At 57.6% G+C, this 24,387-nt stretch carries 35 protein-coding genes and 1 rRNA gene; all 36 read right to left on the bottom strand.

What is annotated here, in order from left to right:
* Positions 1-63, bottom strand: a 16S ribosomal RNA gene (locus CGX12_RS08085); the annotation flags it as partial.
* Between the two features lie 363 nt (positions 64-426).
* Positions 427-927 carry a nitrous oxide reductase accessory protein NosL gene (locus CGX12_RS08080; RefSeq protein ID WP_094039377.1) on the bottom strand — a complete coding sequence of 167 codons (501 nt, stop codon included), beginning with the start codon at positions 925-927 and terminating at the stop codon, positions 427-429.
* Positions 928-930: 3 nt separating this feature from the next.
* A complete protein-coding gene (locus CGX12_RS08075) occupies positions 931-1,767 on the bottom strand; it encodes an ABC transporter permease (protein WP_094039376.1) in 837 nt (278 codons plus the stop codon).
* On the bottom strand, positions 1,739-2,665 hold the full coding sequence (locus CGX12_RS08070; protein WP_094039380.1) for an ABC transporter ATP-binding protein: 927 nt from the start codon (positions 2,663-2,665) through the stop codon (positions 1,739-1,741). The genes CGX12_RS08075 and CGX12_RS08070 overlap by 29 nt, the downstream gene beginning before the upstream one ends.
* Positions 2,634-3,920: a nitrous oxide reductase family maturation protein NosD gene (locus tag CGX12_RS08065; RefSeq protein WP_094039375.1), complete on the bottom strand. Its 1,287-nt coding sequence runs from the start codon at positions 3,918-3,920 to the stop codon at positions 2,634-2,636. The genes CGX12_RS08070 and CGX12_RS08065 overlap by 32 nt, the downstream gene beginning before the upstream one ends.
* 8 nt (positions 3,921-3,928) lie before the next feature.
* Positions 3,929-5,809, bottom strand: a complete 1,881-nt coding sequence (gene nosZ, locus CGX12_RS08060) for a TAT-dependent nitrous-oxide reductase (RefSeq protein ID WP_094039374.1) — start codon at positions 5,807-5,809, stop codon at positions 3,929-3,931.
* Positions 5,796-7,961, bottom strand: a complete 2,166-nt coding sequence (locus CGX12_RS08055) for a NosR/NirI family protein (RefSeq protein WP_094039373.1) — start codon at positions 7,959-7,961, stop codon at positions 5,796-5,798. The genes nosZ and CGX12_RS08055 overlap by 14 nt, the downstream gene beginning before the upstream one ends.
* A 168-nt stretch (positions 7,962-8,129) precedes the next feature.
* On the bottom strand, positions 8,130-8,522 hold the full coding sequence (gene rplQ / locus CGX12_RS08050) for a 50S ribosomal protein L17 (protein ID WP_094039372.1): 393 nt from the start codon (positions 8,520-8,522) through the stop codon (positions 8,130-8,132).
* Positions 8,523-8,566: 44 nt separating this feature from the next.
* Positions 8,567-9,556, bottom strand: coding sequence for a DNA-directed RNA polymerase subunit alpha (locus CGX12_RS08045; RefSeq protein ID WP_094039371.1), 990 nt, complete (start codon positions 9,554-9,556; stop codon positions 8,567-8,569).
* A gap of 24 nt (positions 9,557-9,580) precedes the next feature.
* A complete protein-coding gene (rpsD, locus tag CGX12_RS08040) occupies positions 9,581-10,201 on the bottom strand; it encodes a 30S ribosomal protein S4 (RefSeq protein ID WP_094039370.1) in 621 nt (206 codons plus the stop codon).
* Positions 10,202-10,231: 30 nt separating this feature from the next.
* Positions 10,232-10,624 carry a 30S ribosomal protein S11 gene (gene rpsK, locus CGX12_RS08035; RefSeq protein WP_094039369.1) on the bottom strand — a complete coding sequence of 131 codons (393 nt, stop codon included), beginning with the start codon at positions 10,622-10,624 and terminating at the stop codon, positions 10,232-10,234.
* Between the two features lie 14 nt (positions 10,625-10,638).
* Positions 10,639-10,995, bottom strand: coding sequence for a 30S ribosomal protein S13 (gene rpsM, locus CGX12_RS08030; protein WP_094039368.1), 357 nt, complete (start codon positions 10,993-10,995; stop codon positions 10,639-10,641).
* Between the two features lie 140 nt (positions 10,996-11,135).
* On the bottom strand, positions 11,136-11,249 hold the full coding sequence (gene rpmJ, locus CGX12_RS08025; RefSeq protein WP_005319705.1) for a 50S ribosomal protein L36: 114 nt from the start codon (positions 11,247-11,249) through the stop codon (positions 11,136-11,138).
* Between the two features lie 26 nt (positions 11,250-11,275).
* The gene (gene secY / locus CGX12_RS08020) at positions 11,276-12,607 is read right to left on the bottom strand and encodes a preprotein translocase subunit SecY (protein ID WP_094039367.1); all 1,332 of its coding nucleotides are present in this window, start codon (positions 12,605-12,607) and stop codon (positions 11,276-11,278) included.
* Positions 12,608-12,615: 8 nt separating this feature from the next.
* Entirely contained in the window at positions 12,616-13,050 is a 435-nt protein-coding gene (rplO, locus tag CGX12_RS08015; protein WP_094039366.1) for a 50S ribosomal protein L15, read from the bottom strand.
* Positions 13,051-13,054: 4 nt separating this feature from the next.
* Positions 13,055-13,237, bottom strand: a complete 183-nt coding sequence (rpmD, locus tag CGX12_RS08010) for a 50S ribosomal protein L30 (RefSeq protein WP_014290666.1) — start codon at positions 13,235-13,237, stop codon at positions 13,055-13,057.
* A gap of 6 nt (positions 13,238-13,243) precedes the next feature.
* A complete protein-coding gene (gene rpsE / locus CGX12_RS08005; protein WP_094039365.1) occupies positions 13,244-13,744 on the bottom strand; it encodes a 30S ribosomal protein S5 in 501 nt (166 codons plus the stop codon).
* 14 nt (positions 13,745-13,758) lie between these two features.
* Positions 13,759-14,112, bottom strand: a complete 354-nt coding sequence (gene rplR / locus CGX12_RS08000) for a 50S ribosomal protein L18 (RefSeq protein ID WP_094039364.1) — start codon at positions 14,110-14,112, stop codon at positions 13,759-13,761.
* Positions 14,113-14,121: 9 nt separating this feature from the next.
* Positions 14,122-14,655: a 50S ribosomal protein L6 gene (gene rplF / locus CGX12_RS07995; RefSeq protein ID WP_094039363.1), complete on the bottom strand. Its 534-nt coding sequence runs from the start codon at positions 14,653-14,655 to the stop codon at positions 14,122-14,124.
* 10 nt (positions 14,656-14,665) lie between these two features.
* Positions 14,666-15,058, bottom strand: coding sequence for a 30S ribosomal protein S8 (gene rpsH, locus CGX12_RS07990; protein ID WP_094039362.1), 393 nt, complete (start codon positions 15,056-15,058; stop codon positions 14,666-14,668).
* A 22-nt stretch (positions 15,059-15,080) separates the two neighbouring features.
* Positions 15,081-15,386, bottom strand: a complete 306-nt coding sequence (gene rpsN / locus CGX12_RS07985; protein ID WP_094039361.1) for a 30S ribosomal protein S14 — start codon at positions 15,384-15,386, stop codon at positions 15,081-15,083.
* An 11-nt stretch (positions 15,387-15,397) separates the two neighbouring features.
* A complete protein-coding gene (gene rplE, locus CGX12_RS07980; RefSeq protein WP_094039360.1) occupies positions 15,398-15,937 on the bottom strand; it encodes a 50S ribosomal protein L5 in 540 nt (179 codons plus the stop codon).
* 14 nt (positions 15,938-15,951) lie between these two features.
* Entirely contained in the window at positions 15,952-16,269 is a 318-nt protein-coding gene (gene rplX, locus CGX12_RS07975; protein ID WP_094039359.1) for a 50S ribosomal protein L24, read from the bottom strand.
* Between the two features lie 10 nt (positions 16,270-16,279).
* The gene (gene rplN / locus CGX12_RS07970; protein WP_014290674.1) at positions 16,280-16,648 is read right to left on the bottom strand and encodes a 50S ribosomal protein L14; all 369 of its coding nucleotides are present in this window, start codon (positions 16,646-16,648) and stop codon (positions 16,280-16,282) included.
* A gap of 157 nt (positions 16,649-16,805) precedes the next feature.
* Positions 16,806-17,066 (bottom strand): 30S ribosomal protein S17, encoded by a 261-nt coding sequence (gene rpsQ, locus CGX12_RS07965; protein ID WP_094039358.1) that lies wholly within the window; start codon positions 17,064-17,066, stop codon positions 16,806-16,808.
* 1 nt (position 17,067) lies between these two features.
* On the bottom strand, positions 17,068-17,259 hold the full coding sequence (gene rpmC, locus CGX12_RS07960; RefSeq protein ID WP_094039357.1) for a 50S ribosomal protein L29: 192 nt from the start codon (positions 17,257-17,259) through the stop codon (positions 17,068-17,070).
* Positions 17,259-17,672, bottom strand: coding sequence for a 50S ribosomal protein L16 (gene rplP, locus CGX12_RS07955; RefSeq protein WP_094039356.1), 414 nt, complete (start codon positions 17,670-17,672; stop codon positions 17,259-17,261). The genes rpmC and rplP overlap by 1 nt, the downstream gene beginning before the upstream one ends.
* Before the next feature lie 12 nt (positions 17,673-17,684).
* Positions 17,685-18,380, bottom strand: a complete 696-nt coding sequence (rpsC, locus tag CGX12_RS07950; protein ID WP_094039355.1) for a 30S ribosomal protein S3 — start codon at positions 18,378-18,380, stop codon at positions 17,685-17,687.
* 18 nt (positions 18,381-18,398) lie between these two features.
* Entirely contained in the window at positions 18,399-18,731 is a 333-nt protein-coding gene (rplV, locus tag CGX12_RS07945; protein WP_094039354.1) for a 50S ribosomal protein L22, read from the bottom strand.
* Positions 18,732-18,741: 10 nt separating this feature from the next.
* Entirely contained in the window at positions 18,742-19,020 is a 279-nt protein-coding gene (gene rpsS, locus CGX12_RS07940) for a 30S ribosomal protein S19 (protein ID WP_008486816.1), read from the bottom strand.
* 21 nt (positions 19,021-19,041) lie between these two features.
* Positions 19,042-19,866 (bottom strand): 50S ribosomal protein L2, encoded by an 825-nt coding sequence (gene rplB, locus CGX12_RS07935; protein ID WP_094039353.1) that lies wholly within the window; start codon positions 19,864-19,866, stop codon positions 19,042-19,044.
* Between the two features lie 17 nt (positions 19,867-19,883).
* A complete protein-coding gene (rplW, locus tag CGX12_RS07930; RefSeq protein WP_071473729.1) occupies positions 19,884-20,186 on the bottom strand; it encodes a 50S ribosomal protein L23 in 303 nt (100 codons plus the stop codon).
* The gene (gene rplD / locus CGX12_RS07925) at positions 20,183-20,788 is read right to left on the bottom strand and encodes a 50S ribosomal protein L4 (protein ID WP_094039352.1); all 606 of its coding nucleotides are present in this window, start codon (positions 20,786-20,788) and stop codon (positions 20,183-20,185) included. Before rplD ends, rplW begins: the two co-directional genes overlap by 4 nt.
* A 17-nt stretch (positions 20,789-20,805) precedes the next feature.
* Complete coding sequence (rplC, locus tag CGX12_RS07920) at positions 20,806-21,444, bottom strand: 50S ribosomal protein L3 (protein WP_094039351.1); 639 nt, start codon at positions 21,442-21,444, stop codon at positions 20,806-20,808.
* 21 nt (positions 21,445-21,465) lie between these two features.
* A complete protein-coding gene (gene rpsJ / locus CGX12_RS07915; RefSeq protein WP_013343788.1) occupies positions 21,466-21,777 on the bottom strand; it encodes a 30S ribosomal protein S10 in 312 nt (103 codons plus the stop codon).
* Between the two features lie 216 nt (positions 21,778-21,993).
* Positions 21,994-23,874 carry an argininosuccinate lyase gene (argH, locus tag CGX12_RS07910; RefSeq protein ID WP_094039350.1) on the bottom strand — a complete coding sequence of 627 codons (1,881 nt, stop codon included), beginning with the start codon at positions 23,872-23,874 and terminating at the stop codon, positions 21,994-21,996.
* Between the last annotated feature and the right edge of the window lie 513 nt (positions 23,875-24,387).

Raw genomic sequence — 24,387 nt, 5'->3', positions numbered from 1 at the left:
GACTTGCATGTGTTAGGCCTGCCGCCAGCGTTCAATCTGAGCCATGATCAAACTCTTCAATTTAAGTTTGATGCTCAATGAATTACTGAAGTGTTTGTGCACTTCGACAATCATTGAAAAACAATATCTTTTTTGTTTCCCAACCACTGCGAGTGCCCACACAGTTTGCTTGATAAATTGTTAAAGAGCGTTGACCGTTAGCGGGTCAGGGCTGCGTATTCTACGCCGTCCGTTTGATTCGTCAAGCAGTTTCAACCGAAGTTGTTAGTGCTTGTGACCACCGGCGTGTTCCGCCGTGTCAGTGAGGGCGCATTATAGGGAGCCGCGCTTTTTGCGCAAGGGCTTTTTTGTGAAAAACATCACTTTTACCACCAAGCGCCGATTAACCCAGCAATAGCACAGGTTAATCACAGACTTACCCACACCTCAGTGCATCTGATGCCCTTTGGGATTGATATTTTCCAACGTCAGCTCCTCGAACTTCAGTACCTGTCCACCAAACTTACTGGCGAATCGTTCAGCCACCGCCTGCTCACCAAAGCTGGCCAGGGTCGGTCCCATGGCGCCGGTCTGGGTCGAGCCCGCCACATACCAGGCAAGTTCCGCATCGATAAAATGCTCGTCATCCGGCTTGTCCCAGGGAGTCTGGCCCATGTCGTGTACCCAGATCTGCTGGCGGGCATGCCGATTTTCCGGATCCAACGCCCAGTTCAGCAGATCCCGGGTAGAGCAAAACTTGCGGATTTCCTCCGCACCTTGCTCGTAGGCCTCGCCCTTCGGGCCGGGAAAGCGACTGATCACCATGCCACACAGATGGCACTCGTCCCCCTGCTCTATCGCCACCGCCTGCCTGATCTGGGCCTCGACATGACGTTCACCACAACCGGCCAGCAGCAGCACCGAGAATAAAAGACCGTATAAACGCATGAGTTAAATCCTTAGCAGAGAACGTTGAAACAGGAACCGGGCCAGCCCCATCATGCAGCCGAGCCATAGCAGCAGCCCCGCCAGCAAGCCGGCCGATCCCAACCCCAGGCTGCTGCCGGCCGCCATCACTCCGGTTTTGACTTCCGCCGACGACAGCAGGCCGAGGTTAAAGATGCGGAAAATATCGGCCGGATTGAGCAGCATCAGGTAGGGCAAGGACGCGAAGTCCAGTCGTTCTGGCAACCCGATCAGCAATCCCAGCATCAGCAGGTCGAACACCACCACGAAGAAAAACCAGAGTATCAGCGAGGCGCCGGCCGCCTTGGCCTTTTCATTTACCCAGCCACTCAGGGCATAGGCCATGGCGAGAAAAGTCCAGCCAAGCAGTACGGCCGACAGGATCAGGGCGGCAAAGAGGTACAGCACCACTCCGGCGTCGAGCGCCGGGGTCAGCAGCAGCAGGGTCAGGGCGGCACTGCCGAAGCCCAGCGCGGTGGCTGCCGCCAGCATCAGTGCCTGACCGATGAACTTGCCCAGCAGCAGTTGCCCGGGTGTGATGGGATAGGTCAGCAACAGCAGCAGGGTGCCCCGTTCGGCCTCGCCGATCAGGGCATCATGGCCCAGCATCAACGCAATCAACGGCAGTATCACCACCGCCAGACTGGCCAGGCTGGCCAGGGTCGACTCTATGCTGGTAAAGCCGACCAGCCCCGAGGCGACACCACCGAAATAGGCCAGACCGACGGCCAACCCCCACAATATGAGGGCAATCGCCAGGATCCAGCGATTGCGGATGCCATCCAGCCACTCCTTACGAGCAATAGTCAGTAGTATGGCCATCGGCGGCTCCGTAACAGATATGTTGGTACAACTCGGGCAGGTTGGGCTGTTGCCAGTGGAAATGCTCCACCCCGGGCAAGCAGCAGATCAGCTCCGCCAGCACTCTTTGCTGTTCGGGCCGGGCCTGCAGCCTGATATGCCCGGCCCCCGCCTGTTGGACCAGACACCGGTATTGCTCGGGCAGGGCCGCCTGCAGATTGGAGCCGTGCAGGGTCAGGGTCACCGGCAGTTGCGACTGGGCCCTCAGGGTGGCGAGATCGCCGGCCGCCAGTACCCGTCCCTGCCCCATCACCGCGACCCGATCGAGATAAGGCTCAACCCCCGCCAGCACATGGGAGCAGAGAATGACGGCGCAACCCCGTTGGCGCAGTTCCTCGATCTGCTGGTAAAAATGCTGGGTTGCCAACGGATCCAGGCCGACCGTCGGCTCGTCCAGCAACAGGACTCGCGGCTCCCCCAGCAATGCCTGGGCCAGTCCCAGCCGTTGCCGCATGCCCTTGGAATAGGTCTTGACCCGTCGCCCGGCGGCCTCCTTCAACCCCAGTTGCTCGAGCAAGGTCATGCCTTGCAAGGGGGGCATGCCCTTCAAGCGGGCCAGGTAGCCGATCACTTCGGCGCCGGTCAGCTGGTCATAGAAGCTGACGTTTTCCTGCAGGAAACCGATATGCCTGCGCTGTCCGCGAAAGGCGGGCCTGGCCGGGTCCTGCCCCATCACCCGCACCTCGCCGCCGTCGGGCCGGAGCAGTCCCAATATCAGCTTGATGGTGGTGGTCTTGCCGGCCCCATTATGGCCGAGCAGCCCCAGCACCTCGCCTTCGGCCACCTCCAGCGATATCCCGTCCAGGGCAATCTTGCCGGCAAACTGCTTACTGAGCTGCCGCAGATGAATGATACTCATGGCTCCTCCTCGCTTCGGGCAGGCTCATCAGCGGAAACGAGTCCCGCACGCCAGGCCCCTTGAACACCGGAAACTGCTGCTGAACCCAGCGCAGCAGGCTGACCACGGGCGCATTCATCAGCCAGCGGGCCGCCGGGTACTGCCACAGCACCCGGTCCATGCCGTCATTGGGTTCGTAGGCGATATCGCCCAGGCCGTCCTGATTCAGATCCCAGCCCTGGTAATCCCCCCAGTAATTGCCGCGGCCATCCTGGGACCACTCCTGGGGCCGGTTGGAGACATAACGAACCTGGGTACGGTTGCCGACCAGGGCATTGCCGAAGATCCGGTTCTGCTCCGAGCCCGCCGTCATGTGGATGCCCAGATCGCTGTGGCCCAGCCAGTTGCCGCTGATCTCGTTGCCCACCGCATGGTAGGCGAACATCGCCTTGCCCTCGGCGCCCCGCGGGTTGAGCAGATGGCTGTTGGCCCTGACGCCCTCCACCCTGTTGTGGCTGATGGTGGAGTAGGTGATGTAATTCATCAGGATGCCGTAGTTCTCATCCTGCTCGGAAAGGTTGTCGACCACGGTGAGGAAGCGGGACTGCATCAGGGCATAGCCGGTGCGAGTCGCGCGGGTGACGTTGGCCACCACCTCATTGTGATTGGAATACATATAGTGAATGCCATAACGCAGCTCGCTCAGGTGGTTGCCGGCCAGCCGGTTATGGTTGCTGTAATCGATATAGATGCCGTCGCGGGTATGGCGGATCCGGTTGCCCACGATTTCACTGTCGCTGACATTGAACAGATGGATACCATTGCCCCTGTCCTGGGAGCGCAGCCGATGGTCTCCCTCGATGTCGTTAGCGTACAGCTGGATGCGGCTGACCCTGTCGGCCCAGATGCCGAAACCCGGGCCGCGCAGGCGCAGATGGGCAACTTCGGTACCGTCGGCGTTGTCGCTGATAAAAACCCCCGCGTCCAGCGTGCCCAAATCCTTACCCCAGTTGCGGATTTCAAGATGGGAAACCTGGATGCCGGGGGCATCCAGATAGAGGCCATGGCCTTGGCCACCGGCGTCGATCACCGCCCCCGGCTCGCCCAGCAGGGTCAGGGGCTGCCCGATGCGCAACGCCGGATAGATGCCGGGAGCCAAGCGCACGGTTTCCCCCGCCGGCACCTCCGCCAGCCCGGCCACGGAGGCCGGCGTCAGCCGGACCTCCGCCGCCAGCGGCCAGGCGAACAACAGCAAGAAAAGCCATAGCCTGTTCATGCCACTCCTTATGCCGGTTCGACGAACATGCGGCCCACCATCTCCATGTGCAGGGCGTGGCAGAACCAGTTGCAGTAATACCAGTGCACCCCGGGCTTGTCGGCAACGAAGGTGATGGAAGAGGTCTGCTGGGGACTGATCTCCATGCTGACGCCATGGTTGACCATGCAGAAGCCGTGGGTCACGTCCTCGATCATGTCCAGGTTGGTCACCACCACGGTCACCTCGTCGCCCTGCTTGACGGTGAACTCCTGGATGCCGAAGGTGGGCGCCACCGAGGTCATGTAGACCCGTACCTTGTTGCCATCGCGGATCACCTTGTTGTCCCGCTCCAGGGTCACGCCATCCCGGGCCGCCATGGCCACGGTCTCGGCGAAGAAGGGGTCCTGGCGGTCCCAGATCTTCTTGGGGTTGAGCATGTTGCGCTTGATCAGGATGCAGTCGTGGGGTTCGGCGAAGGTGGGGCCGTCGTGCACCAGCTTCATTTCCTCGCCGGAAATGTCGATCAACTGATCGTTTTCCGCGTGCAAGGGCCCCACCGGCAGGAAGCGATCCTTGGAGAACTTGCACAGCACGATCAGCCACTTGCCGTCCGCATCCCGGGCCTCGGTGTGGGAAGCGTGGTTATGACCGGGCTGGTACTGCACGTCCAGCTTCTGGCGGATATAGTTGACGTCTTCGCCGTTGTAGGCACGCACCGCGTCGGCCAGGTTCCATTTCACCACCTGGCTGTCGATAAAGAGGGTGGTGTAGCCGTTGCCGCGGCCATCGAAGGTGGTGTGCAGCGGCCCCAGGCCCAATTCGGGCTCGGCGGCGATCACCGCCCGGGGATCCTCGAACTTGTCGTCGAACAGCTCGTCCAGCTTGGCAATCTCGATCATGGACACCGTCGGCGACAGCTTGCCGTTGGCGATGAAGTACTTGCCGTCGGGCGAGGTATTGAGGCCGTGGGGGTTCTTCGGCACCGGAATGTACCGGGTCAGGGGAGAACCCTTGCGGCCGTCCAGCACCGGCACCTTGGCGTCACCCAGGGTGGTGAAGTTGCCCGCCTGGATCGCCGCCTCGATGCGCGGAATGTTGAACACCGTCACCCAGTCCCGTTCGTTGCGCATCATGCCGCCCAGATCGGTGGCACCTTCCGAGTTGTAGCAGGTGGAAGCGGCATACTTGCCGGTGTAGCAGGCATCGCAGTTGTCCAGGTTGCCGTCCACGATGACCTGGAAGGCCACTTCCATGGTTTCGGCGTCCACCGCGTTGAACATGGTGAACTTCTCGGCAGCATCCAGGTTTTTCAGGTTACTGCCGTCATTGGGATGGGGGATGATGAACTCGGCGTTGCAGAACACGTACTTGGTATGGGGCACCTTCTGCAGCCGCAGCCCGTGGATAGCCTGCACATTGGGGATGGTGACCATCTTGTCGCACTTCATGATATCCAGCCGGATACGCGCCACCCGGCTGTTGGCCTTGTCGTTGATAAACAGGTACTTGCCGTCGTAGTGGCCGTCGGTCATGGAGATATGGGGATGGTGGCAGTCGCCGTTGAGGTACTTGCTGCTCTCCCCCAGAACCCGCTTGCTCTCATCGGTCAGGCCCCAGCCGGTGGCCGAGTCCACGTTGAACACCGGGATGCGCATCAGCTCGCGCATGGAGGGCACACCCAGCACCCGCACTTCGCCCTGATGGCCGCCACTCCAGAAACCGTAGTATTCATCCAGCTCGCCGGGGGCCACGTGGCCATTCTGCGCCGCCGCCGCGGCCAGCGCCGGGGATGAAGCCAGACTCAGGCCACCACCCGCCGCCGCCGTGGCCAGCAGGGCGGAGGATCCCCCCAAAAACAGCCGTCGGCTCAGTTTGACGTGTTCGCTCAACTCTTCATGCTTGCTCATTAGACTCTCCTTGTAGTCCGGGGGTATCCACATTGGTCACTTTGATCCTGGCCGCGTCCCGTTCCAGCTCGCGCTGGCGGCGTTTCTTGGCCTTCATCACCAGAGGCGGACATTTACGGTGGTTGTAGTAGGTGATCTGGCAATCCAGACAGTGGTGGCATTCGTTGGCGTTGATGCGCCCGTCGGGATGAATGGCCTGCACCTCGCATTCCTTGGCGCAAAGCTGACAGGGCGTGCCGCATTCCTGCCGGCGCTTGAGCCAGTCGAACAACCGGAGCCGGGCCGGTACGGCGAGTGCGGCGCCCAGGGGGCAGATGTAACGGCAGTAGGCCTTGCGTACGAACAGCGACAGCACCACCCAGCCGAGGGCATAGGCTACATAGCCCCATTCGCGCATAAAGCGCAGCGTCACCGCCGTCTTGAACGGTTCCACTTCCGCCGCCTGCTCCGCAAGAGCCAGGGACTGCAACGACAGTCCGAACAGCCCCAACAAAATCAGATACTTGAGTGCCCACATCCGCTCGTGCAGGGCAAAAGGCACCGTGAACTGTGTTATTTTCAGCTTGCGCGCCGCTTCGTTGACCAGCTCCTGCAGGGCGCCGAAGGGACAGAGCCAGCCGCAGAAGATGCCCCGCCCCCACAGCAGCAGGGTCAGGGCGACGAAGCTCCACAGGATGAACATCATGGGATCGAGCAGGAAGGATGACCACTGGAAGCCGGTAAAGAGGGCGTGCAGAAAGGTGAACACATTGACGATCGACAGCTGGGCCAGGCTGTACCAGCCGATAAAGAAGAGCGTGTAGCAGAGATAGCCGATACGCAGCCGGTGCAGCAGGGTCGGATGCTGTACCAGCCAGTCCTGCAGGAACAGGATGATCACCAGCACCACCAGGCCCACGCCCAGCACGGCAATCTGCACCGCCTTGTGCTGCCAGACGCTCACCCACAGCGGGGCCTCGTCTTCTTCCCAGCCCACTTGCGCGCTTTCCATCAGGCTCGGCAGGTTCAGGTAGGCATCGGGCAATTGGTAATCGGCATAGAAGCTGGCAAATTCGCTGTCCAACGCCCCTACCTGGCGGCGCACCATCAGCTCGAATTGCCAGGGCCGGGTCAGGTCCAGGCTGTCTTCCCGGGCGATGAAAATGGCCAGCTCGCCAAATTCGGGCGTATCTTCGGCCAGCAGATCCGAGGGTGCCAGGCGCTGGTAGTCCATGTCGCGGAAAGCGATCTCCTCTGCATCCTGCCACAGCCGGATACGATCGAAGATGCCACCGCGCACGAAGCCGTTGCCGCGGAAGCTGTAGTCGCCGTTGGCCACCACCAGCACCGGCTGATCGCCAGGCGCCAGGCTCGCCATCAGGCGATCATACTGTTGCTGGCCCAGCAGGTTGATGCCGGCGTCCGCCATGCCCAGGGGCGCGAAATAAAGCTCCATGAACGCCTGCTCCGGATCGGCCGGCGGTGTACGCGAAGCCGCACGGGTACCGGCAAAGGCCTGTTCCACTTCCCCCTGAGTCAGGCGCAGCGAGCGGATTAACTGGCGTTCGTTCAGCGAGGTCCAGCCGCGCGGCTGCCACTGGTTGTTCAGGGTTGCTGCGGCGTCCGCCGATTCGGAGGTGGACGGTCCCTCGCCTTCGGCCAGGGCCGCCTGGGCCCCGCGCAGCGCCCGCATGATGGTCTGGTTGATCACCATGACGGTCACGGTGGCCCCGGTGACGCCATCCACCGAATGAATGTCGTCGCGCCGGGACAGACCGACCTGTACCCGCTCACGGGCATCGATGCCCCGGTACTGGTCGACGAATTCGGTCAGCTTGATCTCGGGAATGCCGATCAGCAGTATCGGCTCATGGTGCTCGACCACCAGGCTGTGCTCAAGCCGACCACGTCCGTCCATCGCCAGCAGCAGCTCCACCGGCTTGCCGGAATAGGCGGGGATATCGGCGAACTGACGGGAAAGAAAGGCGTATCGGGGCACCTTGTCGCCGGGGATAATGCGCCAACCGCTCAGGGGCGCATCGATGGGCTCAATGGCCGCCTGAGGATACCAGTCGGCCAGCAGCCCGGGCACATCGGCTCGGGGATCGGCATTGGCGGTGCCGTTCAACACCACCAACAGCAGCAGGGAAGCAAGCAGCAGTACCCGCGACATAGAGGAAAGCCATAATTGTCATTTCAGTTGCACAATATAATGTTAAAAAATGGCAACGATCGGATTGATCCAGATCAGTGGGAGGGAGAGAAGCCGGAAATAAACAACAAGGCGGGGAAATGCGGGACCAGGAAAAGAAAAAGCCGGGCTGGGCCCGGCTTTTGGTTTTTATTCTTCAGAAGCAACTGCTTCAGTGGCCTCGACGTCGCGACCTACCAGCTCGATATAAGCCATAGGGGCGTTGTCGCCGGCGCGGAAACCGCACTTCAGGATGCGGGTGTAACCACCCGGGCGCTCCTGGTAGCGGGGTCCCAGTTCGTTGAACAGTTTGCCAACCACTTCGCTGTCGCGAGTACGGGCAAATGCCAGGCGACGGTTAGCAACGCTGTCGCTCTTGGCCAGTGTGATCAGAGGTTCAACCACACGACGCAGCTCTTTAGCCTTGGGCAGAGTCGTCTTGATAACTTCATGACGAACCAAGGAGCTGGCCATGTTACGGAACATGGCCTGACGATGGCTGCTGTTCCGGTTCAGTTGACGACCACTCTTACGATGGCGCATGACCTAATCCTTCCTAACTAAATCTGTAAAACCCGTGATCCGGTTTATTCATCAGCGATGCTGGCAGGCGGCCAGTTCTCCAGGCGCATGCCCAGAGACAAACCACGAGACGCCAACACGTCTTTAATCTCGGTAAGAGATTTTTTACCCAGGTTGGGAGTCTTCAGCAGCTCCACCTCGGTACGCTGTACCAGATCACCAATGTAATGGATCGCTTCTGCCTTCAGACAGTTCGCAGAGCGAACGGTCAGTTCCAGATCGTCGACAGGACGCAGCAGGATAGGATCGAACTCAGGCTTGTCTTCTTTCTCTTCCGGTTCGCTCACGTCACGCAGATCCACGAAGGCTTCCAGCTGTTCGGCCATGATGGTGGCCGCACGACGGATGGCTTCTTCCGGATCCAGAGTGCCGTTGGTTTCCATGTCGATAACCAGCTTGTCCAAATCGGTACGCTGTTCGACACGGGCCGCCTCAACATTGTAGGCGATACGAACCACGGGGCTGTAGGCCGCATCCAGCAGCAGGCGTCCGATGGGACGCTCGTCGTCTTCGGTGTGGGCGCGGGCGGCGGCGGGAATATAGCCGCGGCCACGCTGCACCTTAAGACGCATGCTGATTTCGGCCTCGTCCCCTGTCAGATGACAGATGACGTGGTCTGGGTTAACGATCTCGACGTCATCACCGTGGGTGATGTCGCCTGCAGTTACGGGACCTGCACCAGTTTTGGTCAGAGACAGGGTCACTTCGTCCTTGCCTTCCAGCTTGACAGCAACCTCTTTGAGGTTCAGCAGGATTTCCAGGATATCTTCCTGGATACCTTCCTTGCTGCTGTACTCGTGCAGCACACCGTCGAGTTCGACTTCGGTGATGGCACAACCCGGCATGGAAGAAAGCAGAATACGACGCAGCGCATTACCCAATGTATGACCAAAGCCACGCTCCAGCGGCTCGAGAGTCACTTTGGCATGAGTCGGGCTGATCTGTTCGATATCAACCAGACGCGGCTTAAGAAAATCTGTTACAGAACCCTGCATTGTGTCCTCTCTTAGAAGCTAGCTTTACTTGGAGTAAAGCTCGACGATCAGCTGTTCGTTAATCTCGGCAGACAGGTCGCTACGCTCAGGCAGACGCTTGTAAACGCCTTGCATGTTGGTAGCGTCAACTTCTACCCAGGTCGGCTTTTCACGTTGACCGGACACTTCCAGAGCGGCTTTGATCCGGGCTTGTTTCTTAGCCTTCTCACGAACGCTGACTACGTCCTCGGGAGAAACTTGGAAGGAAGGAATGTTCACAACCTTACCGTTCACCAGGATAGCCTTGTGGCTGACCAGCTGACGGGACTCGGCGCGGGTGGCACCAAAACCCATACGGTAAACAACGTTGTCCAGACGACCTTCCAGCAGCTGCAGCAGGTTCTCACCAGTGTTGCCTTTCAGGCGGGCAGCTTCTTTATAGTAGTTGCGGAATTGCTTTTCCAGTACGCCGTAGATGCGACGAACTTTCTGCTTTTCACGCAGCTGTACACCGTAGTCGGACAGGCGCGGCTTGCGGGCGCCATGTTGACCGGGTGCGGTATCAATTTTACATTTTGAATCGATCGCGCGAACGCCTGACTTCAGGAAGAGGTCAGTGCCCTCACGACGGCTCAGTTTGAGCTTGGGACCCAGATATCTTGCCATGTTCTTTCTCCAACTATCCTACAAGAAGGGTTATACGCGACGCTTCTTGGGAGGACGACAACCGTTGTGCGGGATGGGAGTCACATCGGTGATGTTGGTGATGCGGAAACCTGCCGCATTCAACGCACGGATGGATGACTCACGGCCCGGACCCGGACCCTTCACCATTACTTCCAGGTTCTTAACACCGTATTCCTTGGCAATTTCACCAGCGCGCTCGGCAGCTACCTGAGCAGCGAACGGGGTGGACTTGCGGGAACCACGGAAACCTGAACCGCCGGCGGTTGCCCAAGACAGAGCATTACCCTGACGATCGGTAATAGTTACTATGGTGTTGTTGAAAGATGCATGAACGTGGGCAATGCCATCGCTCACCTGCTTTTTGATGCGCTTGCGTGCACTACGAGCCGGAGTTTTAGCCATGATCTACCTTCCCGTTATTTCTTGATCGGTTTACGAGGACCTTTACGCGTGCGGGCGTTGGTCTTGGTGCGCTGACCGCGAACGGGTAGGCTGCGACGATGACGCAGACCTCGGTAACAACCCAGGTCCATCAGACGCTTGATGTTCATGGATACTTCGCGGCGCAGGTCACCTTCTACGGTGAACTTGGCCACTTGTTCACGCAGAAGTTCGATCTGCGCTTCATCCAATTCTTTAATTTTCACATCCTCAGCGATACCGGCTGCAGCACAAATGGCTTTAGAGCGGGTACGGCCGACGCCATAAATAGCAGTCAAAGCGATGACGGCGTGTTTATGGTCAGGAATGTTAATGCCAGCGATACGGGCCACTATGCACTCCTACAAAATAACAAATAATAAGCCATTACAAAGCCCGTCTAGGATACGTAATGACTACACATACACCCAACAAAGGTGGCTGGCTACTTTAGCCAGCCTGCCTTCAACTTTCAAGTTAAACCGTAACTTTTTTAGCCTTGGCGCTGTTTGTGCTTGGGCTCAGAGCAGATCACCCGCACCACACCGTGGCGCTTGATGATCTTGCAGTTACGGCAGATTGCCTTAACGGAAGCACGGACTTTCATTGCTTAACTCCGTAAATAACCGAACCTTAACGGTTGTAGCCTTTCAGGTTCGCTTTTCTCAGGACATCGCCATACTGGTGGGACATCATGTGGGTTTGCACCTGAGCCATGAAATCCATGATGACGACCACAATAATCAACAGCGAGGTACCACCAAAGTAGAACTGGACGTTCCAGGCTGTCATCAAAAACTGTGGAACCAAACAGACAAAGGTAATGTACAGGGCACCGACCAGGGTCAGGCGAGTCATCACTTTGTCGATATAGCGCGCTGTTTGCTCACCCGGACGGATCCCCGGGATGAAAGCACCACTCTTCTTCAGGTTGTCTGCCGTTTCGCGCGGATTGAACACCAGCGCGGTGTAGAAGAAACAGAAGAAGATGATGGCAGCGGCATACAACATCACGTACAGCGGCTGGCCGGGTTGCAGCGTGAGCGACAGCTCCTGCAGCAGGTTGGCAAACCACCCCTGCCCCTGACCGAACCAAGAGGCTACGGTACCCGGAAACAGGATGATGCTGGATGCAAAAATTGCCGGAATAACCCCCGCCATGTTCACTTTCAAGGGCAGGTGTGTACTCTGTGCCGCAAATACCTGGCGACCCTGTTGACGCTTGGCGTAGTTCACCACGATGCGGCGCTGGCCACGCTCAACAAAGACCACGAAATAGGTTACCGCAAACACAATCACGGCCAGCAGCAACAGCAACAGAATGTGCAATTCCCCCTGACGCGCCTGCTCTGCCGTGGCACCAATGGCCGATGGCAGACCGGCAACAATACCCACGAAGATAATCAACGAGATACCATTGCCAATGCCTCGCTCGGTAATCTGCTCACCCAACCACATCAGGAACATGGTACCGGTGACCAGGCTCACCACCGCCGTGAAATAGAAACCGAAACCCGGGTTTACCACGAGTCCCGGCATCATGTTCGGCAGACCGGTGGCGATACCGATGGCCTGGATGGTGCCCAGAACAAGGGTGCCATACCGGGTGTACTGACTGATCTTGCGACGGCCTGATTCACCTTCCTTCTTGAGCTCGGCCAAGGCGGGGTGAACCACAGTCAGCAGCTGGATGATGATGGATGCCGAAATATACGGCATTATCCCCAGCGCCAGTATGGACGCTCGTTCCAGGGCGCCACCACTGAACATGTTGAACATTTCAATGATGGTGCCCTGTTGTTGCTGGAACAAGTCGGCAAGTACGGCGGCGTCAATCCCAGGAATAGGCACGTAGGAGCCGGCACGGAACACGATGATCGCGATCAGAACGAAAAGCAGACGGCTTTTCAGTTCACTCAGCCCGCCCTGTGCGTTTTTAGCATCTAATCCTGGTTTCTTGGCCATAGTACTTATTATTCCTCGATTTTTCCGCCGGCGGCTTCGATGGCAGCACGGGCACCCTTGGTGACGCCCAGACCAACCACAGTCACTTGACGGTCAATGGTGCCAGACAGAACCACTTTGGCAAACTGGATGTTCTTGGTGATCACGCCAGCTTGCTTCAGGGTGTTCAGGTCCACCACTTCGCCTTCAACTTTCGCCAGTTCGCTCAGACGTACTTCTGCACTGACCAGGCCTTTGCGCGAAGTAAAACCAAACTTCGGCAGACGCTGTTTCAGCGGCATCTGACCGCCTTCGAAACCGTTACGAACCTTGCCACCGGAACGGGACTTCTGACCCTTGTGGCCACGGCCACCGGTCTTGCCCAGGCCAGAACCGATACCACGGCCTACGCGCTTGGCAGAAGGCTTGGATCCGGCGGCAGGAGACAGAGTATTCAAACGCATGCGATTACTCCTCAACCTTAACCATGTAGTAAACCTGGTTGATCATACCGCGTACGCAAGCTGTGTCTTCCAGCTCGACGGTGTGACCAATGCGACGCAGACCCAGGCCACGCAGCGTTGCCTTGTGCTTAGGCAGACGGCCGATGGAGCTACGAGTCTGAGTTACTTTTACAGTCTTGTTAGCCATGGCGCATTACCCCAGAATCTGTTCAACAGTCAGGCCACGCTTGGCAGCGACTTGCTCGGGCGACTTCATATGAGTCAGAGCGTCGATGGTAGCGCGAACTACGTTGTTCGGGTTGGTGGAACCGTAGGTTTTGGCCAGTACGTTGTGTACACCGGCCACTTCCAGCACGGCGCGCATGGCGCCACCGGCGATGATACCGGTACCTTCGGAAGCGGGCTGCATAAACACGTTGGAACCAGAGTGACGGCCCTTCACCGGATGGAACAGGGTGCCGTGATTCAGTTCAACTTTACGCATGTTACGACGAGCCTGTTCCATCGCCTTTTGAATGGCGGCAGGAACTTCACGGGCTTTACCGTAACCAAAACCAATACGACCGTTACCGTCACCTACCACAGTCAATGCGGTGAAGGAGAAGATACGACCACCCTTAACTACTTTTGATACACGGTTAACTGCAATCAGCTTTTCTTGCAGTTCACCGGCTTGAGCTTCGATTTTTGCCATTTTCGACTCCACCCTTAGAACTGAAGACCAGCTTCACGAGCAGCGGCTGCCAGAGCGGCAACGCGACCGTGATATTGGAAACCGGAACGGTCAAAAGCGACGATGGTCACGCCTTTCTCAAGCGCGCGCTCAGCGATGGCTTTACCGACGACTGCGGCGGCCTCAACATTACCGGTATATTTCACTTGTTCACGAATTGACTTCTCCACGGTAGACGCGGAAGCCAGAACGGCTGAACTGTTCGGTGCAATAACCTGTGCATAGATGTGGCGCGGAGTACGGTGAACCACCAGGCGAGTCGCACCCAGTTCCAGCATCTTTTTGCGTGCTTTGGTAGCACGGCGGATACGAGCTGCTTTTTTGTCCATAGTGTTACCTTACTTCTTCTTGGCCTCTTTACTGCGCACCTGCTCGCCAAAGTAGCGAACACCTTTGCCCTTGTAGGGCTCGGGCTTGCGGTACGCACGAATATCGGCAGCAACCTGACCGATCAGCTGTTTGTCGGCAGACTTGAGAACGATCTCGGTCTGGGAAGGACATTCAGCGGTCACGCCGTCAGGCAGTGCATGCTCAACCGGGTGAGAGAAACCCAGAGACAGGGCAACGGCGTTGCCTTTCATCTGGGCGCGATAACCTACACCAACCAGCTGCAGCTTGCGTTCGAAGCCTTGGGTAACACCCACAACCATGTTGTTGACCAGGGCACGGGCGGTACCGGCCTGGGCGTCGGCGCCGGCGGCATTGCCACGGGGCACGAACTTCAACAGGTTGTCTTCCTGGCTGATTTCAACAGCAGCATTGATGGTACGATTCAGAGTACCCTTGCCACCCTTGACGGTGATTTCCTGACCGTTCAACGTCACTTCTACGCCGGCAGGAATTTCGATAGGTGCCTTAGCAACGCGAGACATATCCTACTCCTTAAGCAACGTAGCAGATGATCTCACCACCCATACCGGCTTTACGCGCGGCACGGTCGGTCATCACACCCTTGGACGTGGAAACGATGGCAACACCCATACCTGCCATAACCTTCGGCAGCTCGTCGCGCTTCTTGTAGATGCGCAGACCAGGGCGGCTGACGCGCTGCAGGGTTTCCACCACCGGCTGGCCCTGGAAGTACTTCAGGGTCACTTCCAGCTCGGCTTTGGTTTCACCAGCAACATTAAAGTCAGCAATGTAACCTTCTTCTTTCAGGACTTTGGCGATAGCCACTTTGACCTTGGAAGAAGGCATGGTGACAGCAACTTTGTTGGCTGCCTGACCGTTGCGGATGCGGGTCAGCATATCCGCGATCGGATCTTGCATGCTCATTGTGTATTACTCCCGTGTTCGCTTACCAAGAAGCCTTCTTCAGGCCCGGAATTTCACCCTTCATCATCAGTTCGCGCACCTTAATGCGGCTCAGACCGAACTTCCGCAGGAAACCGTGCGGACGACCGGTGATGTTGCAGCGGTTACGCTGACGAGAGGGACTTGCGTCACGGGGCAGTTGCTGCAGTTTCAGCACTGCATCCCAACGCGCTTCGTCAGAAGTTTTCACGTCAGAAATGATGTCTTTCAGTGCTTGACGCTTGGCTGCGTACTTGTCAGCCAGCTTTGCGCGCTTGACTTCGCGAGCTTTCATTGATTGTTTTGCCATAACCCTACACCTTACTTACGGAATGGGAAGTCAAAGGCAGCCAGCAGAGCACGACCTTCTTCGTCTGACTGGGCAGTGGTGGTGATGGTGATGTCCAGACCACGCACACGATCTACCTTGTCATAATCGATTTCAGGGAAAATGATTTGCTCGCGTACACCCATGGAGTAGTTACCACGGCCATCGAACGATTTCGGGTTCAGGCCACGGAAGTCACGGATCCGGGGGATAGAGATGCAAATCAGACGCTCCAGGAACTCCCACATGCGCTCGCCGCGCAGAGTTACTTTACAACCAATGGGGTAGCCTTCACGGATCTTGAAGCCAGCAACGGATTTACGAGCTTTGGTGATCAACGGCTTTTGACCGGAAATGGCGGCCAGATCGGCAGCGGCATTGTCCAGGATCTTTTTATCAGCCAGGGCTTCACCCACACCCATGTTCAGGGTGATTTTCTCAATCCGAGGGACTTGCATGATAGTCTTGTACCCGAACTGGCTTGTCAGTTCTTTTACTACATTTTCGTTGTAGTAATCATGCAGTTTCGCCATCGTATAAACTCCAATTACTTCACAAGTTCGCCGGTGGATTTGAAGAAACGGACTTTTTTGCCGTCTTCAATCCGGAAACCAACGCGATCAGCCTTGCCGGAGGCAGGGTTGAACAGCGCTACGTTAGACACGTCGATCGGTGCTTCCAGGTCGATGATACCGCCAGCCTGACCCAGTTGGGGCACGGGCTTCTGGTGTTTCTTGACCAGGTTGATACCTGCGACGATAACCTTACCTTCTTGAGTCAGGACTTTGGTGACGGTGCCACGCTTGCCTTTGTCTTTGCCGGTAAGAATGATGACTTCGTCATCGCGACGGATTTTTGCTGCCATCGTTGACTCCTTACAGTACTTCAGGTGCCAGTGAAACAATCTTCATGAACTTCTCAGAGCGAAGTTCACGAGTCACCGGTCCAAAAATACGAGTACCGATCGGCTGGTGATTGTTGTTCAAAATCACGGCCGCATTACGGTCGAAACGGATGACAGAGCCGTCCGGACGACGAACGCCTTTACGAGTGCGTACGACCACCGCGTTCATTACATCACCTTTCTTAACCTTACCGCGCGGAATCGCTTCCTTGACGGTAACCTTGATGATGTCGCCGATGCCGGCGTAACGGCGGTGCGAACCACCCAGGACCTTAATACACATTACGCTGCGCGCACCGGAATTGTCGGCCACGTCCAGCATACTTTGCATTTGGATCATGTTAGTGCTCCGCTAAAGTGACTACTTTAAAACCCTTTTCGGGATGTTGGCTGCCAAAGAAGGCGCGGCATTATATCACCATGAATCCGGAAAAGGTAGGGTAAAAAACAAACGGCCCATCGCTGGGCCGTTTGCGTGGCAAGTATACCAGAGATCGTCAGGCTTTCACCGGACGCTCAATGATTTTTACCAGGGTCCAAGACTTGGTCTTGGAGATCGGACGACACTCGCGGATGGTCACGACGTCGCCGGTCTTGCACTCGTTGTTCTCGTCATGAACGTGCAGCTTGGTAGTGCGCTTGATGTACTTCCCGTAGATCGGGTGCTTCACGAAGCGGTTGATAGCCACAGTGATGGACTTGTCCATCTTGTCGCTCACTACACGGCCCTGCAGAGTACGAATGTTTTGTTCGCTCATCTTAGGCACCTGCCTTTTGGTTCAGAACAGTCTTCACACGCGCGATGTCGCGACGTACCTTTTTGAGGTTGTGGGTCTGAGCCAGCTGACCGGTGCTTGCTTGCATGCGCAGGTTGAACTGCTCGCGCAGCAGGCCCAGCAGCTCCTGGTTCAGTTCTTCAACACTCTTTTCACGCAGATCTTGTGCTTTCATCACATCACCGTCCGAGTTACGAAAGTGGTCCTAACGGGCAGCTTGGCAGCCGCCAGTGCAAAGGCTTCGCGAGCCAGTGACTCAGGTACACCGTCCATCTCGTACAGGACACGACCCGGCTGGATCTGGGCGACCCAGTACTCCACGTTACCCTTACCTTTACCCATACGTACTTCGAGGGGCTTTTCGGTGATGGGCTTGTCCGGGAAAATACGGATCCAGATCTTGCCTTGACGTTTAACGTGACGAGTCATCGCACGACGGGCTGCTTCGATCTGACGAGCAGTGATACGTCCACGAGTAGTCGCCTTCAGACCAAAGGAACCAAAGGAAATCTGGTTGCCTGAGGTCGCCACACCGCGGTTACGGCCTTTGTGGACTTTACGGAATTTCGTACGTTTTGGTTGCAACATGTCCGAGTCTCCTTACTTACCGCGGCCTTTGCGCTTGGGCTTGGCCGGGGCTTGCGGCTCCTGGGCAACGGCCTGCAGGCCACCCAGTACCTCACCCTTGAAGATCCAAACCTTTACGCCGATGATGCCGTAAGTGGTAGATGCTTCAGAAGTTGCGTAGTCGATGTCGGCACGCAGGGTGTGCAGAGGCACACGACCTTCACGGTACCATTCGGTACGCGCGATTTCAGCGCCGCCCAGACGACCGCTCACTTCCACCTTGATGCCTTTGGCGCCGATGCGCATGGCGTTTTGAACGGCGCGCTTCATGGCACGACGGAACATCACGCGGCGCTCCAGCTGGGAGGCGATAGAATCGGCTACCAGCTGACCGTCCAGCTCAGGCTTACGCACTTCGGAAATGTTGATCTGAGCAGGCACACCAGCCAGGTTGGCTACGTGCTTGCGCAGTTTTTCCACGTCTTCGCCTTTCTTGCCGATCACGACGCCGGGACGAGCGGTGTGGATGGTCACACGGATGCTCTTCGCCGGACGCTCGATCACGATCCGAGAAACGGAGGCGTTTTTCAGTTCCTTGTTCAGGTACTGACGTACTTGAAAATCGCTGTGCAGGTTGTCAGCGAAGTCCTTGGTATTCGCAAACCAGGTCGAGTTAAAAGGCTTGGTGATCCCTAAGCGAATACCATTCGGGTGTACTTTCTGGCCCATTGCTTATCTCCTAGCCTCTTAGCGGTCGGACACAACCACAGTGATGTGGCTGGTACGCTTCATGATACGGTCCGCGCGGCCCTTGGCACGAGGACGAATACGCTTCATGGTGGGACCTTCGTCAACGAAGATCTTGGCCACTTTCAGCTCATCGATATCCGCACCTTCATTGTGCTCGGCATTGGCAATGGCAGATTCCAGAACTTTCTTCACCAGAACGGCAGCCTTTTTCGGGCTGAAAGCCAGGACATTCAGTGCCTTGTCTACGGACAGACCGCGAACTTGATCGGCTACCAGGCGCGCCTTCTGGGCAGAAGTACGAGCAAAGCGGTGTTTAGCTATAGCTTCCATCTGTTACCCCTTAACGCTTCTTGGCCTTCTTATCGGCGGCATGGCCACGATAAGTACGAGTCGGTGCAAATTCACCCAGCTTGTGACCGATCATTTCATCGGAAACGTAGACAGGTACGTGCTGACGACCATTATGGACAGCGATGGTCAAACCGATCATGTTCGGAATGATCATTGAACGACGGGACCAAGTTTTGATTGGCTTTTTATCCCCGCTTTCCACCGCTTTCTCTACCTTCTTCAGCAAGTGCAGGTCGATAAACGGACCTTTCTTGAGAGAACGTGGCATGGTGATACCTCTAAAAAACTATTACTTGTTACGGTGACGTACCACGAACTTGTCGGTACGCTTGTTTTTACGGGTCTTGGCGCCCTTGGTCGGTTTACCCCAAGGAGTAACCGGGTGACGGCCACCAGAGGTACGACCCTCACCACCACCGTGCGGGTGGTCTACCGGGTTCATCGCCACACCACGTACGGTCGGGCGAACACCACGCCAGCGCTGAGCACCGGCTTTACCCAATTGACGCAGCATGTGCTCGGCGTTGCCCACTTCACCCAGGGTAGCGCGGCACTCGGCCAGTACTTTACGTACTTCGCCGGAACGCAGACGCAGGGTGACGTAGTTACCTTCACGCGCCAGGATCTGGGCGTAGGTACCGGCGGAGCGAGCGATTTGCGCGCCTTTGCCAGGCTTCATCTCGATGGCGTGCACGGTGCTACCCACGGGGATGTTGCGCATCGGCAGGCAGTTACCGGCCTTGATCGGGGCAGCATCGCCGGACAGCAGCTGGTCGCCGGCCTGAACGCCTTTCGGGGCCAGGATGTAGCGACGCTCGCCGTCTGCGTACAGCACCAAGGCGATGTTGGCGGAGCGGTTCGGATCATATTCCAGACGCTCTACCTTGGCCGGGATACCGTCTTTGTTGCGCTTGAAGTCAACGATACGGTAGTGCTGCTTGTGACCACCACCGATGTGACGGGTGGTGATGCGGCCAGCGTTGTTACGACCACCGGTCTTGGACTTTTTGTCCAGCAGCGGGGCGAACGGCTTGCCTTTGTACAGATCCGGGTTGGTGATCTTGACCACATGACGGCGACCCGGAGAAGTAGGCTTACATTTTACGATTGCCATTACTGATTACTCCTCTCTTACTCGGCACCGCCGATGAAGTCGATGTCCTGACCTTCTTTCAGGGTCACGTAGGCTTTTTTCCAGTCGGAACGTTGGCCCATGCGGTTGCCGGTACGCTTGGTTTTACCCTTGACCAGCAGAGTGCGGACATCTTTGACTTCAACTTCGAACAGCTTCTCGACCGCGGCTTTTACTTCAGCCTTGGTAGCGTCCTTGGCGACCTTGAACACGATAGTGTTGGTCTTTTCGGCCACCATGGTGCTTTTTTCAGAGATATGCGGCGCCTTCAGAACTTTCAGAATACGCTCTTCACGGATCATGCCAGCATCTCCTCGATTTGCTTAACTGCGTCGGCAGTTACCAGTACCTTGTCGAACGCGATCAGAGAAACGGGGTCGATACCGGCCACGTCGCGCACGTCAACCTTGTACAGGTTGCGGGCGGCCAGGAACAGGTTCTCGTCCACTTCGGCAGTCACGATCAGAACATCGTTCAGATCCCACTGCTTCAGCTTGGCAACCAGTTCTTTGGTTTTCGGGGCTTCAACACCGAACTTCTCAACCACGATCAGACGCTCTTGACGTACCAGCTCGGAGAGGATGCTCTTGATGGCACCACGGTACATCTTCTTGTTGACCTTCTGGCTGTGATCCTGCGGCTTGGCCGCGAAGGTCACACCACCGGAACGCCAAATCGGAGAGCGGATGGTACCGGCACGGGCCCGGCCGGTGCCTTTTTGACGCCACGGTTTTTTACCGCCGCCAGACACTTCGGAACGGGTCTTCTGAGCACGAGTACCTTGACGAGCGCCTGCTGCATAGGCCACAACAACCTGGTGCACCAGCGCTTCGTTGAACTCACGCCCGAAGGTAGTTTCGGAAACTTCAAGAGCGCCTTGCGCGTCTTTCATTACCAATTCCATTACTATCTCCTCAGACGTTACGCTTTAACGGCAGGTTTAACGATGACGTTGCCGTTAGTCGCACCCGGGACTGCACCTTTGATGAGCAGCAGGTTGCGATCAACATCAACGCGGACCACTTCCAGGTTCTGAGTGGTAACCCGCTCAGCACCCATGTGACCGGCCATTTTCTTGCCTTTGAACACGCGGCCCGGAGTCTGGTTCTGACCGATAGAACCCGGAGCACGGTGAGACAAGGAGTTACCGTGGGTCATGTCCTGAGTGCGGAAGTTCCAGCGCTTAACGGCGCCAGCGAAACCCTTACCCTTGGAAGTACCGGTAACGTCTACTTTCTTGACATCGGCGAAGATGTCGACTTTCAGCTCGGCACCGACTTCGATGCTCTCGCCTTCGCCTGAACCCAGGCGGAATTCCCACAGACCGCGGCCCGCGTCAACACCGGCTTTGGCGAAGTGACCCGCCTCCGGCTTGGTGATGCGGTTAGCTTTCTTGGTGCCAGTGGTCACCTGAATGGCAGCATAGCCATCCTTTTCCAGTGTTTTCACCTGGGTAACACGGTTGGCATCTACTTCGATAACGGTGACCGGGATGGACACGCCGTCTTCGGTGAAGACACGGGTCATACCCAGCTTACGACCTACTAGACCGATTGCCATTGATAAAACCTCTTTCCGTTATTAGCCCAGGCTGATCTGGACGTCTACGCCAGCAGCCAGATCCAGTCGCATCAGAGCATCGACAGTCTTGTCAGTCGGCTCAACGATATCAACCAGACGCTTGTGAGTGCGAATTTCATACTGATCACGTGCGTCTTTGTTCACGTGTGGAGAAATCAGTACGGTATAACGCTCTTTGCGCGTCGGCAGCGGGATAGGACCACGAACCTGGGCGCCAGTGCGCTTGGCAGTTTCTACGATCTCCGCAGTAGACTGGTCGATCAGGCGGTGATCGAACGCCTTCAGGCGGATACGAATTCTTTGGTTCTGCATTACCAGAGCTCCAATTGGGTAAAGAACATAAAATCAGCACCGCCTGCCCTTCCATGCGAAAGAGGGGGTGTGATTTAACAACGGTGCCCACCATATCGGGGGCCTGTAAAGAGCCAGGAGCTACCTGACGTGAGCCTTATCGGCTCGCCTGGTAATAAACCAAGCGAGCGGCATTATACGGATCTGGCCGGCGGTTGCAAGCCGGCCGCGGACTTTTTAAGCAACTTTCGCCTTGCCGATCAGGCCGGATTTGCCCTTCAGCATGATCTCCAGCGCCACTTCGTCGCAGGCGTGCTGACGGGGGCAGAGATCGCAGTCCTTCATCACCTTCTCGGGCAGCAAGGTCTTGCTGGTGGTGGAAAAACCGAGCTTCATAAAGAACTCCGGCACCCGGGTCAGCACGATGACCCGGTCGATGGCCATGTCCTCGGCTTTCTTGAGGATTTTCTCTACCAGGGCCCTGCCCTGGCCCTGGCCCTGGAAGCCGGGCTCCACGCCCAGGGAGCGGATCTCCGCCAGGCCGGTGTCGTACACATAGAGGGAGGCACAGCCGCTGATCTGGCCCTGGGTTTCGGCCACGGCGAACTCGCCTACCGCCTGTACCAGCTCCTTGCGGGTACGGGGCAGGTTCTCGCCGATATTGGCCCAGTAGTTGACCATCCGCTCGATGGCGTCCAGATCGGTGAGGCGGGCGCTGCGCACATGGATACCGGAGGTATCACGCTGCGTCAGCCGGCGTTCGGCGCTGGTGAGGGCGAACTCCACCTGGGCCGGCGCGGCGCCGCCCAGGGCGCAGCGGCTGGCCAGGCTGGACTCCAGCGACAGCCGGGGATAGACGTCCTCCTCGATCACCGGGCTGAACTGCTTGAAGTCCTCCAGCGGCAGCTCTTCCATCGGCAGCTTCTTGCCGATGGCGTGCACCACTATGGCGCCGACGATATGGTGCGCCTCGCGGAAGGGAATGCCCTTGGACACCAGGTAATCGGCCATCTCGGTGGCGTTGGAATAGCCGCCCTGGGCCGCTTCCCGGGTTTTCTCCTCGTTGACTTTGATGTCGTGCAGCACCATCTCGGCCATTTCCAGGCAGTCGTACCAGGTATCCAGGGCGTCGAACAGCCCTTCCTTGTCTTCCTGCATGTCCTTGTTGTAGGCCAGGGGCAGCGCCTTCAGGGTCATCATCATGCCCGCGTAGGCGCCGAACACCCGCCCGCTCTTGCCGCGAATAAGCTCCAGGGCGTCCGGGTTCTTCTTCTGGGGCATCAGCGAGGAGCCGGAGGTGACCCGGTCGGACAGCTCGAGGAAGCCGGACTCGCCGGAGTTGTAGAAAATCAGATCCTCGGCGAAGCGCGACAGGTGCATCATGGAGTTGCAGGCGCAGTTCATCAGCTCCAGCACGTGATCCCGGTCGGACACCGAGTCCAGGCTGTTGCGGGTGGGCGAGGAAAAGCCGAGGGAGTGGGCCAGCTCGTGCCGGTCGATGGGGAAGCCGGTGCCGGCCAGGGCGCCGGAGCCCAGGGGGCAGGTGTCCATGCGCTTGTAGGCGTCCTGCAGCCGGGTGTAGTCCCGCTCCAGCATCTCCACGTAGGCCAGGCACCAGTGGGCGAAAGTGACCGGTTGGGCCCGCTGCAAATGGGTGTAGCCGGGCAGCACGGTGCCCTGCTGCTGGCGGGCCACCGCCACCAGTTGCTTCTGCATGGCGTCCAGCTTGGCCAGCAGCGGCGGCACCTGCTGTTTGCACCACAGCTTGAGATCGGTGGCCACCTGGTCGTTGCGGCTGCGGCCGGTGTGCAGCTTCTTGCCCAGGTCGCCGACCGCGGTGATCAGATGACCTTCCACCCAGGAGTGGATGTCTTCCGCGTCGGAGTGCAGGATCTGGCTGGGATCTTCCATCACCTTGAGCTTGAGATCGTTGAGCGCCAGCTCAATCTTCTGCTGCTCCTCGTTGGTCAGCACCCCGGTCTTGGCCAGGGCCCGGGACCAGGCGATGGAGCCGACGATGTCCTGCTCCGCCAGACGATAGTCGAAACGCAAAGAATCATTGAACTGCTTGAACTTGGCATCTGCCGCCTGGCTGAAACGCCCACCCCAAAGTGCCATAACCTTTTTACTCCTTGACGACATTACTGAATTCGGTCCTGTGACGGTTGCACAGGTGATAGACCGGCGGGCCAAATCGGCTCGGCCCGGGCTGCATATGCAGAGTGCGGCCATTATATAAACACAGGGGGCGTTATGCCCCCTTTATCTTTTGCTGCCAGATATCCTGGCCACAAGCGGTAAACCGCTCGCCTGTCTCTTGGTCAGCAATCTTCGTTGACTGTTGATCGAAGCAGTTGTCGACCAAAGGGCTCTCCTCCCTATCGCTCCGCTGCCGCCTGCTGGCACTACCATCAGACGGCGTCGGGGCTGGAAAGAGGCAACTGGGATTGCCTCCGCCGACCGTCACATGCCAGGGATGGCATGTGTCGAGCGACACAGGGATGTGCTTGAAGCGTGTCGGCGGAGGTAGCCCAGTTACCTCTTTATCTACGGTTACAGTCAAGCACCGGATCAGTGACCAAAGCGCCAGCCTGTCGACCTGTAGCTCTCTATTTAAAAGGGGGCCTCAGC

The organism is Zobellella denitrificans (assembly GCF_002237365.1).
GTDB classification, from domain to species: domain Bacteria; phylum Pseudomonadota; class Gammaproteobacteria; order Enterobacterales; family Aeromonadaceae; genus Oceanimonas; species Oceanimonas denitrificans.
The sequence above is the reverse complement of the archived record's forward strand: the minus strand, read 5'-3'. Positions and strand labels throughout refer to the sequence as shown.

Coding starts and splice junctions, on each gene's coding strand:
- CGX12_RS08080 (WP_094039377.1), bottom strand. CDS start 927: ATGCGTTTATACGGTCTTTTATTCTCGGTGCTGCTGCTGGCCGGTTGT.
- CGX12_RS08075 (WP_094039376.1), bottom strand. CDS start 1,767: ATGGCCATACTACTGACTATTGCTCGTAAGGAGTGGCTGGATGGCATC.
- CGX12_RS08070 (WP_094039380.1), bottom strand. CDS start 2,665: ATGAGTATCATTCATCTGCGGCAGCTCAGTAAGCAGTTTGCCGGCAAG.
- CGX12_RS08065 (WP_094039375.1), bottom strand. CDS start 3,920: ATGAACAGGCTATGGCTTTTCTTGCTGTTGTTCGCCTGGCCGCTGGCG.
- nosZ (WP_094039374.1), bottom strand. CDS start 5,809: ATGAGCAAGCATGAAGAGTTGAGCGAACACGTCAAACTGAGCCGACGG.
- CGX12_RS08055 (WP_094039373.1), bottom strand. CDS start 7,961: ATGTCGCGGGTACTGCTGCTTGCTTCCCTGCTGCTGTTGGTGGTGTTG.
- rplQ (WP_094039372.1), bottom strand. CDS start 8,522: ATGCGCCATCGTAAGAGTGGTCGTCAACTGAACCGGAACAGCAGCCAT.
- CGX12_RS08045 (WP_094039371.1), bottom strand. CDS start 9,556: ATGCAGGGTTCTGTAACAGATTTTCTTAAGCCGCGTCTGGTTGATATC.
- rpsD (WP_094039370.1), bottom strand. CDS start 10,201: ATGGCAAGATATCTGGGTCCCAAGCTCAAACTGAGCCGTCGTGAGGGC.
- rpsK (WP_094039369.1), bottom strand. CDS start 10,624: ATGGCTAAAACTCCGGCTCGTAGTGCACGCAAGCGCATCAAAAAGCAG.
- rpmJ (WP_005319705.1), bottom strand. CDS start 11,249: ATGAAAGTCCGTGCTTCCGTTAAGGCAATCTGCCGTAACTGCAAGATC.
- secY (WP_094039367.1), bottom strand. CDS start 12,607: ATGGCCAAGAAACCAGGATTAGATGCTAAAAACGCACAGGGCGGGCTG.
- rplO (WP_094039366.1), bottom strand. CDS start 13,050: ATGCGTTTGAATACTCTGTCTCCTGCCGCCGGATCCAAGCCTTCTGCC.
- rpmD (WP_014290666.1), bottom strand. CDS start 13,237: ATGGCTAACAAGACTGTAAAAGTAACTCAGACTCGTAGCTCCATCGGC.
- rpsE (WP_094039365.1), bottom strand. CDS start 13,744: ATGGCAAAAATCGAAGCTCAAGCCGGTGAACTGCAAGAAAAGCTGATT.
- rplR (WP_094039364.1), bottom strand. CDS start 14,112: ATGGACAAAAAAGCAGCTCGTATCCGCCGTGCTACCAAAGCACGCAAA.
- rplF (WP_094039363.1), bottom strand. CDS start 14,655: ATGTCTCGCGTTGCTAAGGCACCTATCGAAATTCCTGCCGGCGTAGAA.
- rpsH (WP_094039362.1), bottom strand. CDS start 15,058: ATGAGCATGCAAGATCCGATCGCGGATATGCTGACCCGCATCCGCAAC.
- rpsN (WP_094039361.1), bottom strand. CDS start 15,386: ATGGCAAAACAATCAATGAAAGCTCGCGAAGTCAAGCGCGCAAAGCTG.
- rplE (WP_094039360.1), bottom strand. CDS start 15,937: ATGGCGAAACTGCATGATTACTACAACGAAAATGTAGTAAAAGAACTG.
- rplX (WP_094039359.1), bottom strand. CDS start 16,269: ATGGCAGCAAAAATCCGTCGCGATGACGAAGTCATCATTCTTACCGGC.
- rplN (WP_014290674.1), bottom strand. CDS start 16,648: ATGATCCAAATGCAAAGTATGCTGGACGTGGCCGACAATTCCGGTGCG.
- rpsQ (WP_094039358.1), bottom strand. CDS start 17,066: ATGAGCGAACAAAACATTCGTACTCTGCAGGGCCGTGTAGTGAGCGAC.
- rpmC (WP_094039357.1), bottom strand. CDS start 17,259: ATGAAAGCACAAGATCTGCGTGAAAAGAGTGTTGAAGAACTGAACCAG.
- rplP (WP_094039356.1), bottom strand. CDS start 17,672: ATGTTGCAACCAAAACGTACGAAATTCCGTAAAGTCCACAAAGGCCGT.
- rpsC (WP_094039355.1), bottom strand. CDS start 18,380: ATGGGCCAGAAAGTACACCCGAATGGTATTCGCTTAGGGATCACCAAG.
- rplV (WP_094039354.1), bottom strand. CDS start 18,731: ATGGAAGCTATAGCTAAACACCGCTTTGCTCGTACTTCTGCCCAGAAG.
- rpsS (WP_008486816.1), bottom strand. CDS start 19,020: ATGCCACGTTCTCTCAAGAAAGGTCCGTTTATCGACCTGCACTTGCTG.
- rplB (WP_094039353.1), bottom strand. CDS start 19,866: ATGGCAATCGTAAAATGTAAGCCTACTTCTCCGGGTCGCCGTCATGTG.
- rplW (WP_071473729.1), bottom strand. CDS start 20,186: ATGATCCGTGAAGAGCGTATTCTGAAAGTTCTGAAGGCGCCGCATATC.
- rplD (WP_094039352.1), bottom strand. CDS start 20,788: ATGGAATTGGTAATGAAAGACGCGCAAGGCGCTCTTGAAGTTTCCGAA.
- rplC (WP_094039351.1), bottom strand. CDS start 21,444: ATGGCAATCGGTCTAGTAGGTCGTAAGCTGGGTATGACCCGTGTCTTC.
- rpsJ (WP_013343788.1), bottom strand. CDS start 21,777: ATGCAGAACCAAAGAATTCGTATCCGCCTGAAGGCGTTCGATCACCGC.
- argH (WP_094039350.1), bottom strand. CDS start 23,874: ATGGCACTTTGGGGTGGGCGTTTCAGCCAGGCGGCAGATGCCAAGTTC.